Below are 16,556 nucleotides of genomic sequence, written 5' to 3' on the forward strand. Positions count from 1 at the left end.
CGTCACGTATATGTAAACAAAAACACTCCGCCTCGGGGGCCAGGACCAGTTCATTCCGCGCTCGGACGTGCGCGTTGTCGAGGAAGCGGTGGCTTCCCACCCGGGCACCGAAATCCACGTCCAGGAGGACGCCGGACACACCTTCCACAACCGGGTGGCGCCGATGTTCCACCGACCTGAGGCGGCGCAGACGTGGGCGCTGACGGTGGAGTTCCCGAGCAAGACGTAGTCGCCATAGGGGTGGGCATCACGACTGTAGGGTCAGCCGGTGACCGCCGAGCACATTGACTGGGGTGGACAGCGCGAGGATGGGCCGACGGCCGAAGAGCTCGCCTTCACAACATCGCTCAACGCATTGGCTCCAGGACTGGACTACTGGCTGCACGCGGACGACGACGGCACACCGTGGCTACTGGTGTCCCTCGACTCATCCAGGAACACGTCATTCGCGACACTCTGCGTCTGGACTTCGACGCCCGCGGACTCCGCGGCGGCTGGAGCCCGTCTTGCCTCAATTGGGACGACGGGGTGAGAGCCGAGGAGGCCCTGATCGACCTGGCAGGACCCGACGGTCTGCTTGTCCCAGCGAACGGATCGTCGGTCGAGGACCTGGCTCGGCGCGCTGCCGAGTGGTTCACCCATCCAAAGCAGGGACGATGGGCCCACTCGTGAGCGGCGCCCGCTTCGCGCGAGACACGAGTATGTAAACAAAACTCACTCCGCCTCGGTGGGCAGGATCCGTTCATTCCGCGCTCGGATGTCGCTGTGGTGGAAGCGGCGGTCATCGGGCATCCGGGAGCGGAGATCCACGTTGTGGAAGACGCCGGGCACGCCTTCCCAACCGGGTGGCGCCGATGTTCTACCGGCCGGAGGCGGCTGCTCGGGCGTGGGACCTGACAGTGGAGTTCCTGCAGCGGACTCTGCCGGTCTCGCCTCCGACCGCGTGACGGCTGGACCGAGGTGCCGCCGGCCCTCGAGTGGCGATGGGACGGGAGGATCACGGCCCGACCACACTTCCCCACTCGCCCTCTGAACAGAGCGAAGCCCCTGCCGACCGTAAGATCATCGCCGTGGGGAGCCCGCCGATAAGCCGGAACCTGGTGGTCGTCGGCGCCGGAATCGTCGGCGCGTCGGTGGCCGTATCACGCCGCTCGGGCCGGTGCTGGCGTGACGCTGGTCGACGGTGGGCGGGTGGGCGCCGGTGTGACGGCGGAATCGTTCGCCTGGATCGGAGCGGCAGGTGTGCGCACCGGTCCGGCCGCCGGGCTGCGGGTGACCGCGGCGGCGGAGTACCGCCGGCTCGGGGCTGAGCTGCCGGGACTCCCCGTGACCTGGTCCGGCTCACTGTCCTGGGGCGCGGCGGACACCGCGCCGGAGGCCGGGCCGGGGCAGGAGATCGTGGACGCGGCGACGGTGGCGACGCTCGAGCCCACGTTGCGCCGGCCCCCGGAGTGGGCCGTCTGGGCGCCCGGTGACGGTGCCGCCGACCCGGTGGGCGTGACCGAGCGGCTGGTCGCGGGCGCCCGCGACCACGGTGCCCGGGTTCATCCGGAAACTCCGGTCATTGCCGTCCGGCGGGACGCCGCGGGGCGGGTCGCCGGGGTCGAGACGGCCGCGGGACCCCTCGCCGGCGCGACCGTGGTGCTCGCGGCCGGAGTGGCGACGGCCGCGCTGGCCGCCCCGCTCGGCATTCGCGTCCCGGTCGAACCGTCGCCGGCGACGCTCTTCCGGCTCCGCGCCCCGGCCGGGCTGGTCCGCACCGTGGTCCACAACGGGGACTTCGATCTCCGGCAGGTCGCCGCGGATCGGCTCCACGCCGCCGCGGACTCGCCCGAGCGGACGCTCGCCGCCGTCCGCTCCACCTTCCGCGGCGCCGCGGACGTCGAGCTGCTCAGCGCACGCGTCGGAGTGCGCCCCATGCCGGCCGACGGCGAGCCGATCATCGGCCCGGTCCCCGAAGTGCCCGGCCTCTACCTGGCGGTGATGCACTCGGCGGTCACGCTCGCCGCGGCCGTGGGCCGCCTGGTCGCGCAGGAGCTGGTCGACGCAACCGTCGAGCCTGCGCTGGCGGGCTGCCGCCTCGACCGCTTCTAGCGTCTGCGTGCTCTCGTCGATCAATTCCTGGAATTCCTTGAGGGAAACGGAATTCGCGCCTGGACTTCGACGGCCGCGGCGGTGGGATTCCGTCGCGCCAGGTGAACAAAGCTGGGTGGCGTCCGGATGTCGCCGTGATGGAGACAGCGGTGGGCTCGCATCCGATGTTCAGCCGCTGCCCGTGCGGGAGCTGACGGTGGAGTTCTTACGTCGAACGCTGCCGGCCCGAAAGCAGGTTCAACCGGCCGCGGATCGCTCCAGGTTCGCCTGGTGCGGGCGCGCGAGCCAGTCCTGTTCGAGCCGCACGTCCACCGGCTCCTCGCCTCGCCGCAGAGCCTCGAGATACGCACGGTCGGCGGCAAAGCGGGCCGCCACCTCAGGCCCCGAAGCGACGGCTCCGTGGCCGGGCACCACGACGTCGACGTGGCGAGCCGCCTCGTCGAGCCGGTCGAGGGCCGCCGCGTAGGCGGCCGGCTGGCCGGGGCGGCGGGGGTCCAGCAGGGGGATCAGGACGTCGGACAGCATGTCGCCGGCGAGGAGGACGCCGCGGTCCGCGAGGAGGACCGCGGCGTGGCCGGGGGCGTGCGCGTCGTGCTCGACGAGGGCGCCCGGCAGCGGGCCGCCGTCCGCGGGGAGCGCGGTGACCAGCGCGACCAGGTCGAGCGGGACGCCCGACGTGCTCTCGGCCGCCATCGCCTGCGCGCGCTCGCGGGCGCCGCTCGCGACCTCGGCGCAGGCGGCGGTGGCGTAGCGCGGCACGTCGCCGAAACGGGAGTGCCAGAGCAGGTGGTCCCAGTGCGGGTGGGTCGAGAAGCCGGCGACGACCGGAATCCCGAGCCGCGCCACGTCGTCGGCGAGCTCGTCCAGCTCGGCGCCGCTGATGCCGGGGTCGACGAGGACCAGCCCGTCGTCCCCGCGCACGACCGTCGCGTTGCTCCAGACCCACTCGCTCTGCCGCACCCAGACGCCGTCGGCCACCTGATTCAGCATCGGTCCACTGTGTCAGGTGTCGCCACCCGAAAGCGAGGGTGAAGCCCGCCGTCAGGGTGGAGACTTCCGGAGTGGACATGGCTGACGTCGGTGCCCGCTTGGCGGAGCGGTTCGGTCCCGCGGCCGCGGATTGGCTCGCTGAGGTTCCGGCCGTCGCCGCGCGGCTGTCCTCCCGGTGGGGCCTGCGCTGCTGACCAAACAGGTGCGGATGCTGCGCGTGTTCGCGCCATCGGGTCGGGTGCCGGTCGTCTTGGCTGCAGACGGCGACGCCGGGGCGATGGTCATGGAGGAGGTCGTGCCCGGCACCGAGGCCGAAAGCCTGCCTCGGCAAGCGATGCCGCAGCGGTGGGGCGAATTGCTTGCCGCGCTGCACGCCGTGGCCCCGCCCGCGGACTGGCCGTAGGACCTGCGTGGCCGGTGTGACGAGGCCTTCGCCCGGATCGGCCGGAAGCGGTCCGACCCGGCCGTCGGTGCGCGGATCGATCAGGACACCTGGCAGCGGGCGGTCCGGCGCTGCGAGACGCTGCTGGCCACGCAGACCAGGCTCGTGTTGGTGCACGGCGACCTGCATCTCGGCAACGTCCTCGACGGAGGGCCGTCGCGGGGACTGGTCGCGATCGACCCGAAGGCGTGCGTCGGCGATCCGTGCTTCGATGCCGTCGACTACGTGGTGGCCGGTGCCGGGCACGAGGGTGTCGCGGTCCGTTGCCGCCAGGTCGCGGCCGCGTGCGGGCTCGACGAAAACCGGCTGTACACCTGGAGTCAGGTGATCGCACCGATGGCAGCCATCGCGCGCCTCAGCCGAGGCGGTCCGGAGCCGGAGATCGAGGCACTGCTCGCCCTGGCTCGTTGATCAAGACAGGACGTTCACAACCAGCCGCGGCGTTCGGCCAGGCTGCCGGCCTGAAAGCGGGTCGACGCGCCCAGCTCGGTCATCAGGCGTTGGAGCCGGCGGTAGGTCGTGCGGGTGCTCCAGCCGTTCACGCGGGCGATGGCCGTGTCGGTCAAGCCCGCCATCATCATCGTGAGCAGGGCGCGCGTTTCGTCGTCCGGGCGGGGACCGCCGCCGAACGGGCCCGGTGTCACGGCGGACGCGTCGAGCGGCGCGGCCTGGGCCCATTCGCCCTCGAAGAGGGCCTCCAGTGCCGTGAGGAGGGGGGAGCGGCGGACGAGGTAGGCGACCTGCAGGCCGCTGTGGCTGAGGTCGAACGGGATGAGGGCGTCCTGGTCGTCGCGGATGATGAGTTTGATGGGGAGGGTGCGGCGGGTCCGGGCTTCTTCGCCGCCGCGGACGGCGGGCAGGATGTCGGTCTCCAGTTTCTGGGGCCAGGCCACCGCGTCGAGGCTGTAGATCACGCGGTGCGCGACGCCGTCGTTCTGGTGGCGGGCGATCTGCGCCTGGGTGTTGCGGGCGGCGCCCTCGCCGCCGGGCGGCTCGTAGTAGGGCGGCGTGTCGAACACGCGGACCTGGTGCAGCGCCTCGGATTCCAGGTGCGCGACGGCCGCGGCGATCGTTTCGCGGTCGGTGAGCTGCTCGATCACGAGCTCGGGGCTCGTCCGGTGCGCGCTGCGGTGGATCTCCGACAGCGAGTGCACCTTCGCGCGCGCCGCGCTCAGTTCGCGTTCCCGCTGCTGCACGAGCTGGTTGATCGCGATGTCCGGCGGAGCGGCCAGGTACCGCGCCGGGTTGCCGCTCGCGGCCACCAGGTGCTTGTCGACGAGGGCGTCGAGCGTCCGCTGCAACGGGCCGGCCGGGCTCGACAGGTGGTCGGCGAGCGCGGCGACCGTCGACCCGGGCAGGGCGACGAGCGCTTCATAGACCCGTTCCTCGTCGGCGGACAACCCCAGGACCCCGAGCTCCATGCGAATGTCCTACCCGAGTTGTCGAGATTGTGCCAGGTGGCAGTGAGCAGCCACGCAGGGATCTTGTGACGGGTTCCGGCGGCTGGCACTGTTCGGCCGTTCCGGTGTGGCAAGTGCGCTCGCCGGTCTGCCCCTGCGCAGAAAGGAATCCCCTCGTTGAGAACTTCACGCAAGCGTCGGGCCGTCGCGGCGGCCGCGTGCCTCGCGTCGTCGCTCAGCACGATCCTGGTCGCCGGCCCGGCCTCGGCCGCCGCCGGCAGATCGTCGGGGCCCACGGCCCCGTCAACCCACACCGTCACCCTGGTCACCGGTGATGTCGTCACGGTGAACACGACCGGCGACGCCGGTGACAGCGGGGGGACGATCTCGGTCAAGGGCCCGGACGGCGGCCCCTCCGACGCGCGGATCCTCGAGTCGGCGGGCGACGTGTACGTCTACCCGTCCTCGGCGATGTCCTACCTCGCCAAGGGAATCCTCGACCGGCGCCTCTTCGACGTCACGGACCTGATCGCCGCCGGCTACGACGACGCCCACCGCGCCGACCTGCCCCTGATCGTCTCGTACACCAACACTTCCCCGGGATTCCGCGCGAACACCGCGCCCCGCGGCTCGGCCCTGGTGCGGCCGCTGGCGAGCGTCGACGGCGCCGCCGTCACCGAGAACCACGCGCAGGCGCGGGACTTCTGGACCGCGGTGACAGCGGGTGCGTCGTCTTCCTTCGCGGCCGCACCGGCGTTCGCCGGCGGCATCAAGCAGATCTGGCTCGACGGCAAGGTCTACGCCGACCTCGCCGAGTCGACCGCGCAGATCGGCGCGCCCGAGGTCTGGACCGGTGGCGACACCGGCCAGGGCGTCGACGTCGCGGTGCTCGACACCGGCGTGGACGAGGGCCACCCCGACCTGGCCGGACGCATCGTCGACACGCGCAGCTTCGTTCCCGGCGAGGACGTCAAGGACCTCCACGGCCACGGCACCCACGTCGCCTCCACGATCGCCGGCACGGGCGCCGCGTCCGGCGGCACCGAAAAGGGTGTCGCCCCGGGCGCTCGGCTGCACATCGGCAAGGTGCTCGCGAACTCCGGCTCCGGCAGCGACTCCGAGATCCTCGCCGGCATGGAGTGGGCGGCCGTCGACGAGCACGCCAAGATCATCAACATGAGCCTGGGCACGCAGGAGCCCTCCGACGGCACAGACCCGATGTCCCAGGCGGTGGACCGGCTCAGCGCGCAGACCGGCGCGCTGTTCGTGATCGCCGCGGGCAACACCTCCGGCGCCGGCACCGTCAGCTCGCCCGGCGCCGCCGACGCGGCGCTGACCGTGGGCGCCGTGGACAGCACCGACCACCTCGCCGACTTCTCGAGCCAGGGGCCCCGCGTCGGCGACGGCGCCCTCAAGCCGGAGATCACCGCCCCCGGCGTCGACATCCTCGCCGCGCGGTCGCAGTACGCGGCCGAAGGCGAGGGCTTCTACCAAACGCTCAGCGGCACGTCGATGTCCACGCCGCACGTGGTCGGCGCCGCCGCACTGCTCGCCGCGGAGCACCCCGAGCTCACCGGCGCCCAGCTGAAGGACCTGCTGACCAGCACCTCGAAGCAGACGCCCGACTACACCGCGTTCCAGGCCGGCAGCGGCCGCGTGGACGTGGCGGCCGCCGCCCGCGCCGGGATCTTCGCCTCCGCCACCGCGTACGCCGGGCAGAACGGCTCGGACGCGGTCAGCCGCCCGGTGACGTACACGAATTTCGGTGCCACGCCGGTGAACCTCGCCCTGTCGGTCGCCGCGCCCGGCGTGCCGAAGGGCCTGTTCACGCTGTCGGCCGACCACGTCACCGTGCCCGCGCACGGCACCGCCGCGGTCACCGTGATCATCGACCCGCACGCCGCGCCCACCGGGTCCGACGGCTTCACCGGCCAGATCCTGGCCACCGGTCCCGACGGCGCCGTCGCCGCGCACACCGCCGTCTCGCTCGGCGCGCTGACGCACCTGCTGACCATCAACGTGAAGGACTCCGCCGGACAACCCGCGTCGGCCTTCGTCATCGTGCTCCGCGCGGGCGACCCGAACCCGATCCCGGTGCCGGTCGACGGCAGCGTCAGCTTCTACACGCCCGACGACCAGTACTCGGCGCTCGGTTTCCTGACCGTGCCGGGTGTCCACGGGCCGAACTCCCAGGGCGTGGCGCTGCTCGGCGATCCCGACTTCACGTTCGATGGGGACCGCACGATCACCCTCGACGCCGGCCACGTGCGGCTGGTCGACGAGACCACCCCGCAGCCCGGCGTCCCCAGCTACCTGCGGCTCGAGTACTCACGGATGCTCAACCAGGACGGCCGCTGGCACGACTTCGGCCTCGCCGACGCGGGCGTCGACAGCCTGTGGATCCAGCCGCAGGGCAAGGTGACACACGGCGACTTCGTCGTCGGTGCGCGGTGGCGCAAGGAACAGCCGGCGCTCACGGTTTCCGCCCGGGGCACCGACTACACCGACGTCCTGCGGCAGGCGGGCGTCACCCCGTTGCCCGACGGAACCCGGAACCTGCCGCTCGTCTTCGCGGGCAACGGCGCGCCGTCGGACTACGCCGGCCTCAACGCACGGGGCAAGGCGGTGGTCATCCGGCGTACCGCGTCGGCGAACCCGGCCGAACTGGCCCAGGCCGCGGCCGACGCCGGGGCCAAGCTGCTGATGGTGGCCAACGACCGGCCCGGGCGCCAGAGCCTGTTCTTCGGCACGGACTCGCTGCACCCGAGCCCCGTCGACGTCGGGCTCCTCAGCCTCGACGAGGGCACCAAGCTGATCGCGCAGGCGAAGCAGCGCAACGCGACGCTGCGCACGGAGTCGCACCCGGCGCCGGCGTACCTCTACGACCTCATGCACACGTGGGACAACGACCTGCCCAAGGACATGGTCGTCCACGCGACGGGCAAGAACCTCGCGCGCGTCGACGAGACGTTCGCGGGTGCCGTCCCCAGCGGCGGCGGTGAGGAGTGGCGGTACGACTTCCCGTCGTACTCCGAGTGGGGCATCGGGACCTACGTCGCGATGGCCGCCAGCGGTCACCGCACCGACTGGGTCACCACCGACGGCGCGAACCGGTGGGGCCACGAGGTGACCGACGGCGTGCTGGGCGAGTGGGGCGTCGCGCGGACGTACCGGCCCGGCACCGTGACCGACGACGACTGGTTCACCCCGATCCAGCGCCCGTACCTGAACAACAACTACCTCGGCCCGACGCGCACCGGCGACCAGATGCGGATCGACGTGCCGGGCTACGGCAACGCCGACCACGTCGGCGCGATCTCCGACGCACAGCACTCGAGCCAGACCGTGACGCTGTTCCAGGGCGACACGAAGCTGGGCGAATCCGACAACGGGCTCATCATGTATCCCACCGCACCCAGCTCCGGGCCGCGGCAGTACCGCCTCGTCGTGGCGAACCAGCGCGACGCGGCGCTGAGCCCCTACTCGTCCTCGACCACGACGGCGTGGACGTTCACCTCGGCCGCCCCGAAGGTCCCCGGTGAACAGGACCTGTTGCCGCTGCTGCAGATCCGCTACGACCTCGACGCCACCGGACCCGTGGCCCGCAACTCGAAGCTCGGCGTCACCGTCGAGCAGCGCGCCCCGGTGTCCGTGGGCCTGACCCCGGTCTCGATCGCGGGCGGCGGCACCGTCCGCGCACCCCGCGTGGAGGTCTCCTACGACGACGGCACCACCTGGACCCGCCTCTCCGACGACCACCGAGGCGGTTACCGACTGGACGCCCCGAAGAAGGCTCGGTTCGCCTCGCTGCGGGTGACCGGTTCGGATTCAGCGGGCAACTCCGTCACGCAGACGATCGTGCGGGCTTTCGGGCTTCGCTGACCGTTTTCCTGCGGCCCGCCCCTCGTTCGGGGCGGGCCGCAGGAGCGCGCCCGGGCTCCTCTGCGCCTAGGCTCGGGGTCCGACGCCGGACCCGGAGGTACCCATGCCCTACACCGTCGACTTCACCACCGTCTCCACCGACGGCCTGGCGTCCTCGCCGGTCGCCGCCGCCCTCGCCGGCCTGCGTGCGAACGAGGCCCGGTACTTCAAGAACAAGTACGACCACGTCTTCACCGTCGAGCCCGCCGCCGACGCCGCGGCGACCGTCGAGTGGGTCCACCGGATCCTTTCGGAGGAACGCGGCATCGTCATCGCCTCCCCGCCGCTGGAAGCGTCCGAGTTCCAGGTCGAGAACATCCGGATGGCCTACGTCTTCTACGAGAACGGGCTGTCGATCAACGTCATGTACACGATCGACGAGTCCGGCAAGCGGGCCGTCGGATTCAAGCTGTCCGACGGGATGGAGATTCCGGAGGAGCTCTCGGCGTTCAAGTTCGCCCGCCAGAAGTCCAAACTGGCGGGGACGATCCGCGGCTCTTACTTCGTGATCAAGAACGAGTACTGACCCGAGAGACGACCACTGTTCTCACCGCGCGCCGGATCGGTCTCAGCCGGTCCTCCGCCGACCGATCAGCGGAGGACCAAGGTCAACTGCGGTCCGAAGTCCAGCCCCCTGAAGTCCACCGGACCGCGCAGCGTCGGAAGGAAGCGGACGGTGGTGCCGGTGGTGCCGTCATCGCGGATCGGGGTCAGATCGGTCGTGGGGATGCCGTGCTCGTAGCGCTGCCTCCACGATCCGTTCGCGCGGCGGTTCACGTGCTCGAGCCATTCGCTCAGCGCTGCCACCATCGACATGCCCCGGCGCGGATGCCCGTCGGGCAGAGTGGCGGCCGCCGGGTGGTCGAAGAACCGCAGGTCCTTGGTGGCCATGACCGGCTTCTTGACTGTTCGCCCGGCTTTGTCGACGCGCGTGTCGGTGCCGCGGCCGTCGTCGGCTACAGAGATCGAACCATCTGCGTGCCGGGTGACCACGGCGATCCCGCCGCCGCGGGCCTCTGCCTCCTCCGCGGCGTAGGCCAAGACCTCAAGCACCAGATGCCGCGCACCGCCCGGGGCGAACTCGGCCGGCGCCGAGCGGATGGCGTGGAGATGTGCGGTGTCCACCGTGCCGGCCCAGTCGTGGGTGGTGTTGCGCCAGTCGACCACAGTTCAAGCGTATGGCGTCAGTTCCGATCATGCCGGCGCAGCGCCGAAACCCCGCGTCAGCGCTGGCTGCACAGGTCCTGCTCCCCCGCCGCGCACGCGTAGTACTCGAAGCCCGCCATCGCGTTGCGGGCCTCGGGCGTCAGGAGGTAGTCGCGGAAGGCGGCCGCCAGGGAGCCCGATTCCAGGGGACCGCGGCTGAACACGTACTCGACCGTCCAAAAGGGATAGCCGCCGCGGATGTCGTCGAGGGTGGCGTCGCGGCGGTCGAGGCTGATCTTCTTCACGGCGGTCGACTGGGCGACGTCGGAGACGTCCGCGTAGCCGATGGCGTCGCCGAGGGTGGCGATGCGGTCGATGAGGTCGCCGGTCGAGCCTTGTTCGCAGATGATCGGCGACGAGGCCGCGAGGCCGGGGCGCAGGTCGCGACAGGAGTCGGACGTGGCGGGGGCCTGGCCGATCGGCGCGGAGGGTGTGCCGAGGAGGTACTTCTCCAGTGTGCGGCGCGTGCCGGACGAAGTGGAGCGGCCCGCAACGCGGATCACGCCCGTGTCGCGCGGGTTGCCGGTGATGTCGCTCCAGACGCGGGCGCCGCCGGTGAAGATCTTCCGCACGTCGGCGACCGACAGGCTGTCGACGGGCACGTTTTTGCTCGCCACCAACGTGAACGGGACGATCGCGAGCTTCTGCGGCACGAACCGGGTGAAGTCGGGCTCGTCGAACTTGCCGTCGGACAGGGCGAGGTCGATGGTGCCGTCGTGCAGGCGCTGCAGGCCTTCGACGCTGCCGGGCGTGCCGACCTTCACGGCCGACCCCGGGCAGTACGCCTCGTACGAGCCGGCCAGCTCCGTCGCGGCCCGGCCGAACGCGCTGGACCCCTCCACGCTCAGCGAGCCCGCCTCGCACGCCACGCCCCGCGGCAGCTTGGTGAACGGCGCGACGTTGTTGAGCAGCAGCACCACCGCGAGCGCGCCGGCGCAGATCGCCGTCAGGCCGCCCCAAGCGAGCGTGCCCGGGCCGACCTTTTCCTTGCCCTCGCGGGTGGTGATCCTTCCGTCGCGTAGGACACCTTCGACGGCGATCTGGTGCTTCTCCCCCGGAATCGTCCCGGAGAGCACGATCACGAGCTTGTACGACGCTTCCCGTTCGAGCAGGACCTCCGGCAGCTGCACCCGGTCTTCGTCGATCGTGAACCCGGGCAGCTTGCTGATCACCCGCTGCAGCTCGACGGGCTCGAACTCGGTGGCGTCGACGGAGATCACCTGCCGCCCCGGGAAGTGCAGGGCGAGCGGGGACACGTAGTCCTCCGCCGCGATCGTCGAGCCGCCGGTGTTCTTCACCCGCACCACGACCACACCCGGGTCGCTCACCGCCGCGTGTTCGCCTTCCAGGCGCACGGTTTCGCCGATGTCGACGCCGAACGGCGCGTCGATCCGCACCCGGCACGAAAGGATCTTCCGCCGGCGCACCCGCACGTAGCTCACGCTCGTGGCCAGCGCGGCCACCACCGCCGCGATGGACAGGCCGAGGATGCCGTCGCTGCTGATCGCGGTCTCGGCAACCCATTGCCGCTGCGTGATCCCGAGGACGACGGCCACGAGCACCACCACGGCCAAAACCACCGCGGCGGCGATGCGCGGCCCCCGGCTCGGCTTCGGCGCGGCGCGGTTGATCACCGCGTTGTCCAGCCGGCGGGCGCCGGGCGACGTCGAGGGGTCGGCCTGCTCCGCGCGGCTGATCCGCTCGACGGCCACCGACACCTGCTCCTCGACCCAGTCGGGGTCGTCGGTCATCTCCGGGTAGGCCGTCCGGTACAGGCTCCGGGCGATCTCGTCGACGGTCTGCGGCGGCTGCGGGTCATGGGCGGGCATCGGTTTTTCCCTCCGCTTTCACCGCGGTCTCCTCGCACACCGGGCACTTTCCGGACATTCCGTCGAGCACGTAGGAGGCCTCCAGCACGGCCTGCCACATCGCCTGCCGCGGCCCGTGCGTGCGATCGGACTCGGCGGCGTTGAGGAACTTCTCGACGATGATCTCCCAGTGGTCCTGCGCGCGGGCCCAATCCCCGTCGTGGCGCAGGGCGAACCGGATGCCGAAGTAGTGCGGCACCTCGAACCCGTGCCGCCGGTACTGGAGGCGGTCGAGCAGCGGGATGAGCGCGATGCGGCGCGCGTTGCCGCGGCCGCGCATCCGCCCGATGTTGCGGTTGTCCGTCACCTCGGTCACCACGTAACCCGCGACGGCACCCGCGAACCCGGTCACCACGAGCCAGCCGGCGAGCGACAGCGGCAGGGCGAGCGCGGGGCTCGAGGTGTCCCACGGCGAGTCGATCTGCACGGTCACGTCGTAGGCGACCCGGCCGCCGATGACCACGGCGTTGACCACGAACAGGCCCGCGAACGCGGCGAGGAAGTAATAGCCCCGCACGCGCAGCCAGTACTGGATGCCCCGGAACCGGCCGACACCCCGGCGGCGGCGCCGAAGCAGCGCCCGGATCGACTCGCGCGGGGGCGGTGGATCGACGTTGGTCGTTTCGGTGAGTTGCCTGGTCATGTGCCGCGCGGCCGCGCTCGAGCTGAGCGTGCGCCCCCTCCGCCACCCATGGCCGAAAATCTACCGGACGGCGGCGGTCAGTCAAAGAAGCGTGGCAGGAGGCTGTCACCCGGAAATACCGAGCAGGAATGGAGAAGCACTGGTCACGGGTGCGCGCCTACCGTTCCGGACATGACCTCAATCGACACGATCACCCTCGAAGTGACCGATCCCACCGCCGCCGAACGCTTCTACGCCGACGCCTTCGGGCTCGGCTCCCGCCTGCGGGTCCGGGCGTCGCACGAACCGTCCGACGGCTTCCGCGGCTTCACCCTCTCGCTGACGGTTTCCCAGCCCGCCAACGTCGACGCCCTCATCTCGTCGGCCCTCACCGCCGGCGCCACGACGCTCAAGGCGCCCGCCAAATCGATGTGGGGCTACGGCGGCGTCGTCCAGGCCCCCGACGGCACGATCTGGAAGGTCGCGACGTCCGCCAAGAAGGACACCGGCCCGGCCTCGCGGGAGTTCGACGCCATCGTGTTGCTGCTCGGCGTCGACGATGTGGTGGCGAGCAAGAAGTTCTACGCCTCGCGCGGGTTGACCGTGGGCAAGAGCTTCGGGCGCATGTACGTGGAGTTCGAGACCGGCCCGGTGAAGCTCGCCCTGTACCGCCGCCGCGCCCTGGCGAAGGACGCCGGCGTGGCCCCCGCCGGCACCGGCTCGCACCGCATCGCGGTGACCGGCGGAGCGGAAGCCTTCACGGACCCGGACGGTTTCGCGTGGGAAACCACCGCGTCGGCCGAGGTGCGGTGATGTGCCGTTATCAGCTGTACGCGATGGCTCGGCCGCCGGGGCGAGAGGGTGCCGAGGAAAGCTTGGCGGCGACCGGCCAGGGCAAGGAACCGAACCAGGCGAACTGTCCCGACAGGGAAGGGGAAATCCCGGACCGCGCGTCCGCTTTGGACGGTGTGCCGTCCTGACCGGCCTTCGATTCCGGGCACACGTCGGCGCCCGCAACCCGGCCCGGGGCCGAACCCCGAGCCGGGCACCCGGTCACTGCTCCACGAAATCCGCGAACATTCCCGCCTCGTACGATCCTCCCGGCATGCCCACGATGACGTTCATCCGGTTGGCCGCGTTGATCAGCCCGACGAGGCACACCAGCGCGGCGAGCTGCTCGTCGTCGAAGTGCTTGCGGGCGTGGGCCCACGTGTCGTCCGAGAGGCCGGTGGAGTCGGCGAGGCGGGTGGCCTCCTCGGTGAGCGCGAGGGCCGCGCGTTCGGCGTCGGTGTAGACCGTGGTTTCGCGCCAGGCCGCGACGAGGGCGAGGCGCACGGGGGTTTCGCCGGCCGCGACGGCGTCCTTGGTGTGCATGTCGAGGCAGAAGCCGCAGCCGTTGATCTGGCTGGCGCGGATCTTGACCAGCTCCTGGACCTCGCGGGGCAGCGGCGAGCGGTCGAGCAGCGAGCTGACACCGGCGAAGCGCTTGGCGAACTTGCCGCCGATCTCGGTGTCCATCGGGTTCATGCGGGTCATGGGGTCGTCCTCACTCGTCGTTTCGCGAACTGATGCCCACCAGATGCCGGCGACCCGGCCGTTGTGACATGTCACGAAACACAACCGGGCGGCATCTGGTGGGGGACACTGTCGAAACCGAAGGGGGAAGCGCATGGCCGACCGCAGCACGGAGCTGTTCCTCACGCACCGCAACCTGCTGTTCACCATCGCCTACGAGATGCTCGGCTCGGCCGCCGACGCGGAGGACGTGCTGCAGGAGACCTGGCTGCGCTGGGTCGACGTCGACTTCGACGGGGTGCAGAACCACCGCGCGTACCTCGTGCGCATCACCACGCGCCAGGCCCTGGGCCGGCTGCGGACGCTCGGGCGCCGCAAGGAGTCCTACGTCGGGCCGTGGCTGCCGGAGCCGCTGCTGACGGCGCCGGACGTCGCCGAGGACGTGGAGCTCGCCGACAGCGTGTCGATGGCCATGCTGCGCGTGCTGGAGACGCTCACGCCGACCGAACGCGCGGTGTTCGTGCTGCGCGAGGTGTTCGACCTGGGCTACGGCGAGATCGCCGACGCCGTCGGCAAGAGCGGCGCCGCCGTGCGGCAGATCGCGCACCGGGCGCGGGAGCACGTGGCCGCGCGCCGGCCGCGCGGGCCCGTCTCGCGCACCGCCACCCGCGACGCCCTCGACGCCTTCCAGCACGCCATCGAAACCGGCGACCTGCAGCACCTGCTCGACATCCTCTCCCCGGACGTCGTCTTCCTCGGCGACGGCGGCGGCGTCAAGCAGGCCGTCCTCAAGCCCGTCGTCGGCGCCGAACGCGTCGCGCGCATCCTGGGCGCCGGCCTGGGCCACCTCGCCACGGCCACCCGCCTGCCCACGCAGGTCAACGGCCACCCCGCCCTCACCGTCCACTTCGACGGCGCCCTCGACACCGTCCTGGCCCTGCGCATCGACGACGGGCTCGTCACCGGCATCTACGCGGTGCGGAACCCGGAGAAGCTGTCGCACATGGACCAGGAACAGAGCCTGCAGAGATGAGGTCGTGAACCATAGCCTGGATCTACGCCCTGAACGCCGAATGCGGCCCCCACGAGGACCGCGCCCGGGCGCTCGCTCTACGACCGGCTCCGGAGCGCCCCAGCCGTCCATCGCTTCGCCCTGGCAGGAGTCGAGACCGACCGGTTCCGTACGTTCGCGGAGTTGCGGGGCGAGGACCTGCTCCCCTACCCGGGCGAGGTCCGGCCGTGAGCGAACCTTCGGCTTTTGTCGGTCCCCCCGGGTAAGTTCGATGACATGGCAACAATGGTGACGTTCCACGCCCACCCCGACGACGAGTGCATCGTGACCGGGGGCGTGATGCGCAAGGCCGCCGACGACGGGCACCGCGTGGTGCTGGTGGTCGCGACGCGCGGTGAGGTGGGCGAGGTGCCCGACGGGTTCCTCGCGGACGGCGAGCAGCTGTGGGAGCGCCGCGTGCGCGAGACCCACGCGGCAGCCGAGGTGCTCGGCGTCAAGCGCGTGGAGTTCCTGGGCTACCGCGACTCCGGGATGATGGGCGAGCCGACCAACGACGAGCCGGGCGCGTTCTGGCGGGCGTCGGTCGAGGAGGCGGCCCAGCGGCTGGCCGAGATCCTGCGTGAGGAAGAAGCCGAGGTCCTCACGGTGTACGACGACTACGGCAACTACGGCCACCCCGACCACATCCAGGTCCACCGCGTCGGCATGCGGGCCGCCGAGCTGGCGGGCACGCCGCGGGTCTACCAGGCCACCACGAACCGCGACCACATGCGCCGCGGGCTGGAGCTGGCCGTGGAGATGGGGGCGATGCCGCGGGAGGAGGTGCCGGACGTCGACGCGCAGGAGAAGCTCGGCAAGCCCGAGGCGGAGATCACGGCGGCGGTCGACGTCAAGCCGTACCTCGCGGCGAAGCGCGCGGCCATGCGGGCGCACCCGAGCCAGATCAGCGAGGAGTCGTGGTTCCTCGCGATGCCCGACGAGGCGTTCGGCCACGCGTTCGGCGTCGAGTGGTTCATCCGCGAGGGCCACGGACCCGGCGTCACGGAAACGGACCTGATGGCGGGCCTATGACACGGCGGCGGTGACGTCCAGCTCCACCAGCTGGCCCGGATAACCCAGGCACGTCACGCCCAGCAGCGTGCTCGCGGTGCTGAACGCCGGCCCGATCGCCGAGCCGGTGAACCGGTCCCACACGGCGGAGAGCACGGCGCGGTCGGCCGTGGCCACGTAGATCACCGTACGGACCACGTCGTCGGCCACCGCGCCGGCGGCCGCGAGCGCCGTGGCGGTGTTGGCGACGACCTGGTCCACCTGCGCGAGCACGTCACCGTCGACCACGGCGCCGTCCAGCCCGAGCGGACACTGGCCGGCGAGGTGCACGGTCGTGCCGCCCGAGACGGTGGTCACGTGGTGGTAGCCGGGCGTCGCGTGCAGGGCGGGCGGGTTCTGCCGTTGAATGGTCACGGGGCCGCATGGTGGTGCACCC

General features: G+C 71.4%; 14 protein-coding genes and 2 pseudogenes. 9 read left to right on the forward strand and 7 right to left on the reverse strand.

Translation table 11 applies throughout. The features are described from left to right. Positions 1-43: 43 nt before the first annotated feature. Together ACQPXB_RS36780 and ACQPXB_RS36785 are read left to right on the forward strand one after the other, a co-directional pair. A pseudogene (locus ACQPXB_RS36780) lies at positions 44-229 on the forward strand (dienelactone hydrolase family protein); the annotation flags it as partial. Positions 230-1,152: 923 nt separating this feature from the next. Continuing rightward, positions 1,153-2,094 (forward strand): annotated as a pseudogene (locus ACQPXB_RS36785) (NAD(P)/FAD-dependent oxidoreductase); the annotation flags it as partial. A gap of 237 nt (positions 2,095-2,331) precedes the next feature. Here the strand turns inward: ACQPXB_RS36785 and ACQPXB_RS36790 are convergent. Further along, positions 2,332-3,084 (reverse strand): MBL fold metallo-hydrolase, encoded by a 753-nt coding sequence (locus ACQPXB_RS36790; RefSeq protein WP_432846122.1) that lies wholly within the window; start codon positions 3,082-3,084, stop codon positions 2,332-2,334. Positions 3,085-3,292: 208 nt separating this feature from the next. Here ACQPXB_RS36790 and ACQPXB_RS36795 point away from each other — a divergent pair, with 208 nt between their 5' ends. Further along, on the forward strand, positions 3,293-3,487 hold the full coding sequence (locus tag ACQPXB_RS36795; protein WP_432846124.1) for a hypothetical protein: 195 nt from the start codon (positions 3,293-3,295) through the stop codon (positions 3,485-3,487). Positions 3,488-3,562: 75 nt separating this feature from the next. Then, positions 3,563-3,937 carry an aminoglycoside phosphotransferase family protein gene (locus ACQPXB_RS36800; RefSeq protein WP_432856936.1) on the forward strand — a complete coding sequence of 125 codons (375 nt, stop codon included), beginning with the start codon at positions 3,563-3,565 and terminating at the stop codon, positions 3,935-3,937. A gap of 14 nt (positions 3,938-3,951) precedes the next feature. On the opposite strand, the gene ACQPXB_RS36805 is transcribed toward ACQPXB_RS36800, so the two are convergent. Then, positions 3,952-4,947: a helix-turn-helix domain-containing protein gene (locus ACQPXB_RS36805; protein ID WP_366582804.1), complete on the reverse strand. Its 996-nt coding sequence runs from the start codon at positions 4,945-4,947 to the stop codon at positions 3,952-3,954. A gap of 156 nt (positions 4,948-5,103) precedes the next feature. On the opposite strand from ACQPXB_RS36805, the gene ACQPXB_RS36810 reads away from it, so the two are divergent. Then, entirely contained in the window at positions 5,104-8,808 is a 3,705-nt protein-coding gene (locus tag ACQPXB_RS36810; protein ID WP_432846126.1) for a S8 family serine peptidase, read from the forward strand. Positions 8,809-8,911: 103 nt separating this feature from the next. Beyond that, complete coding sequence (locus ACQPXB_RS36815; RefSeq protein ID WP_366582806.1) at positions 8,912-9,373, forward strand: phage tail protein; 462 nt, start codon at positions 8,912-8,914, stop codon at positions 9,371-9,373. Positions 9,374-9,438: 65 nt separating this feature from the next. On the opposite strand, the gene ACQPXB_RS36820 is transcribed toward ACQPXB_RS36815, so the two are convergent. From ACQPXB_RS36820 to ACQPXB_RS36830, 3 genes are read right to left on the reverse strand one after another with little or no spacing between them, the layout of a single operon-like run. After that, on the reverse strand, positions 9,439-10,014 hold the full coding sequence (locus tag ACQPXB_RS36820) for an ATP-binding protein (RefSeq protein WP_432846128.1): 576 nt from the start codon (positions 10,012-10,014) through the stop codon (positions 9,439-9,441). Positions 10,015-10,070: 56 nt separating this feature from the next. After that, a complete protein-coding gene (locus ACQPXB_RS36825; RefSeq protein ID WP_432846129.1) occupies positions 10,071-11,882 on the reverse strand; it encodes a PstS family phosphate ABC transporter substrate-binding protein in 1,812 nt (603 codons plus the stop codon). Further along, on the reverse strand, positions 11,869-12,564 hold the full coding sequence (locus ACQPXB_RS36830; RefSeq protein WP_432846131.1) for a DUF6313 family protein: 696 nt from the start codon (positions 12,562-12,564) through the stop codon (positions 11,869-11,871). Before ACQPXB_RS36830 ends, ACQPXB_RS36825 begins: the two co-directional genes overlap by 14 nt. Before the next feature lie 171 nt (positions 12,565-12,735). On the opposite strand from ACQPXB_RS36830, the gene ACQPXB_RS36835 reads away from it, so the two are divergent. Next, on the forward strand, positions 12,736-13,356 hold the full coding sequence (locus ACQPXB_RS36835) for a glyoxalase (protein WP_432846133.1): 621 nt from the start codon (positions 12,736-12,738) through the stop codon (positions 13,354-13,356). Positions 13,357-13,596: 240 nt separating this feature from the next. Here ACQPXB_RS36835 and ACQPXB_RS36840 read toward each other — a convergent pair whose 3' ends face one another. Then, positions 13,597-14,070 (reverse strand): carboxymuconolactone decarboxylase family protein, encoded by a 474-nt coding sequence (locus tag ACQPXB_RS36840; protein WP_386947940.1) that lies wholly within the window; start codon positions 14,068-14,070, stop codon positions 13,597-13,599. A 142-nt stretch (positions 14,071-14,212) separates the two neighbouring features. Here ACQPXB_RS36840 and ACQPXB_RS36845 point away from each other — a divergent pair, with 142 nt between their 5' ends. Both ACQPXB_RS36845 and ACQPXB_RS36850 read left to right on the forward strand, forming a co-directional pair. Continuing rightward, the gene (locus ACQPXB_RS36845; protein ID WP_432846135.1) at positions 14,213-15,091 is read left to right on the forward strand and encodes an RNA polymerase sigma-70 factor; all 879 of its coding nucleotides are present in this window, start codon (positions 14,213-14,215) and stop codon (positions 15,089-15,091) included. A 255-nt stretch (positions 15,092-15,346) separates the two neighbouring features. Continuing rightward, a complete protein-coding gene (locus tag ACQPXB_RS36850) occupies positions 15,347-16,141 on the forward strand; it encodes a PIG-L family deacetylase (RefSeq protein WP_432846137.1) in 795 nt (264 codons plus the stop codon). On the opposite strand, the gene ACQPXB_RS36855 is transcribed toward ACQPXB_RS36850, so the two are convergent. Further along, positions 16,136-16,534, reverse strand: a complete 399-nt coding sequence (locus ACQPXB_RS36855) for a RidA family protein (RefSeq protein WP_432846139.1) — start codon at positions 16,532-16,534, stop codon at positions 16,136-16,138. The two genes, ACQPXB_RS36850 and ACQPXB_RS36855, sit on opposite strands and share 6 nt — an antisense overlap. Positions 16,535-16,556 lie beyond the last annotated feature (22 nt).

This window comes from Amycolatopsis sp. CA-161197 (genome assembly GCF_050942255.1).
GTDB lineage: Bacteria > Actinomycetota > Actinomycetes > Mycobacteriales > Pseudonocardiaceae > Amycolatopsis.

Coding starts and splice junctions, on each gene's coding strand:
- ACQPXB_RS36835 (WP_432846133.1), top strand. CDS start 12,736: ATGACCTCAATCGACACGATCACCCTCGAAGTGACCGATCCCACCGCC.
- ACQPXB_RS36790 (WP_432846122.1), bottom strand. CDS start 3,084: ATGCTGAATCAGGTGGCCGACGGCGTCTGGGTGCGGCAGAGCGAGTGG.
- ACQPXB_RS36850 (WP_432846137.1), top strand. CDS start 15,347: ATGGCAACAATGGTGACGTTCCACGCCCACCCCGACGACGAGTGCATC.
- ACQPXB_RS36805 (WP_366582804.1), bottom strand. CDS start 4,947: ATGGAGCTCGGGGTCCTGGGGTTGTCCGCCGACGAGGAACGGGTCTAT.
- ACQPXB_RS36840 (WP_386947940.1), bottom strand. CDS start 14,070: ATGAACCCGATGGACACCGAGATCGGCGGCAAGTTCGCCAAGCGCTTC.
- ACQPXB_RS36830 (WP_432846131.1), bottom strand. CDS start 12,564: ATGACCAGGCAACTCACCGAAACGACCAACGTCGATCCACCGCCCCCG.
- ACQPXB_RS36815 (WP_366582806.1), top strand. CDS start 8,912: ATGCCCTACACCGTCGACTTCACCACCGTCTCCACCGACGGCCTGGCG.
- ACQPXB_RS36845 (WP_432846135.1), top strand. CDS start 14,213: ATGGCCGACCGCAGCACGGAGCTGTTCCTCACGCACCGCAACCTGCTG.
- ACQPXB_RS36795 (WP_432846124.1), top strand. CDS start 3,293: ATGCTGCGCGTGTTCGCGCCATCGGGTCGGGTGCCGGTCGTCTTGGCT.
- ACQPXB_RS36825 (WP_432846129.1), bottom strand. CDS start 11,882: ATGCCCGCCCATGACCCGCAGCCGCCGCAGACCGTCGACGAGATCGCC.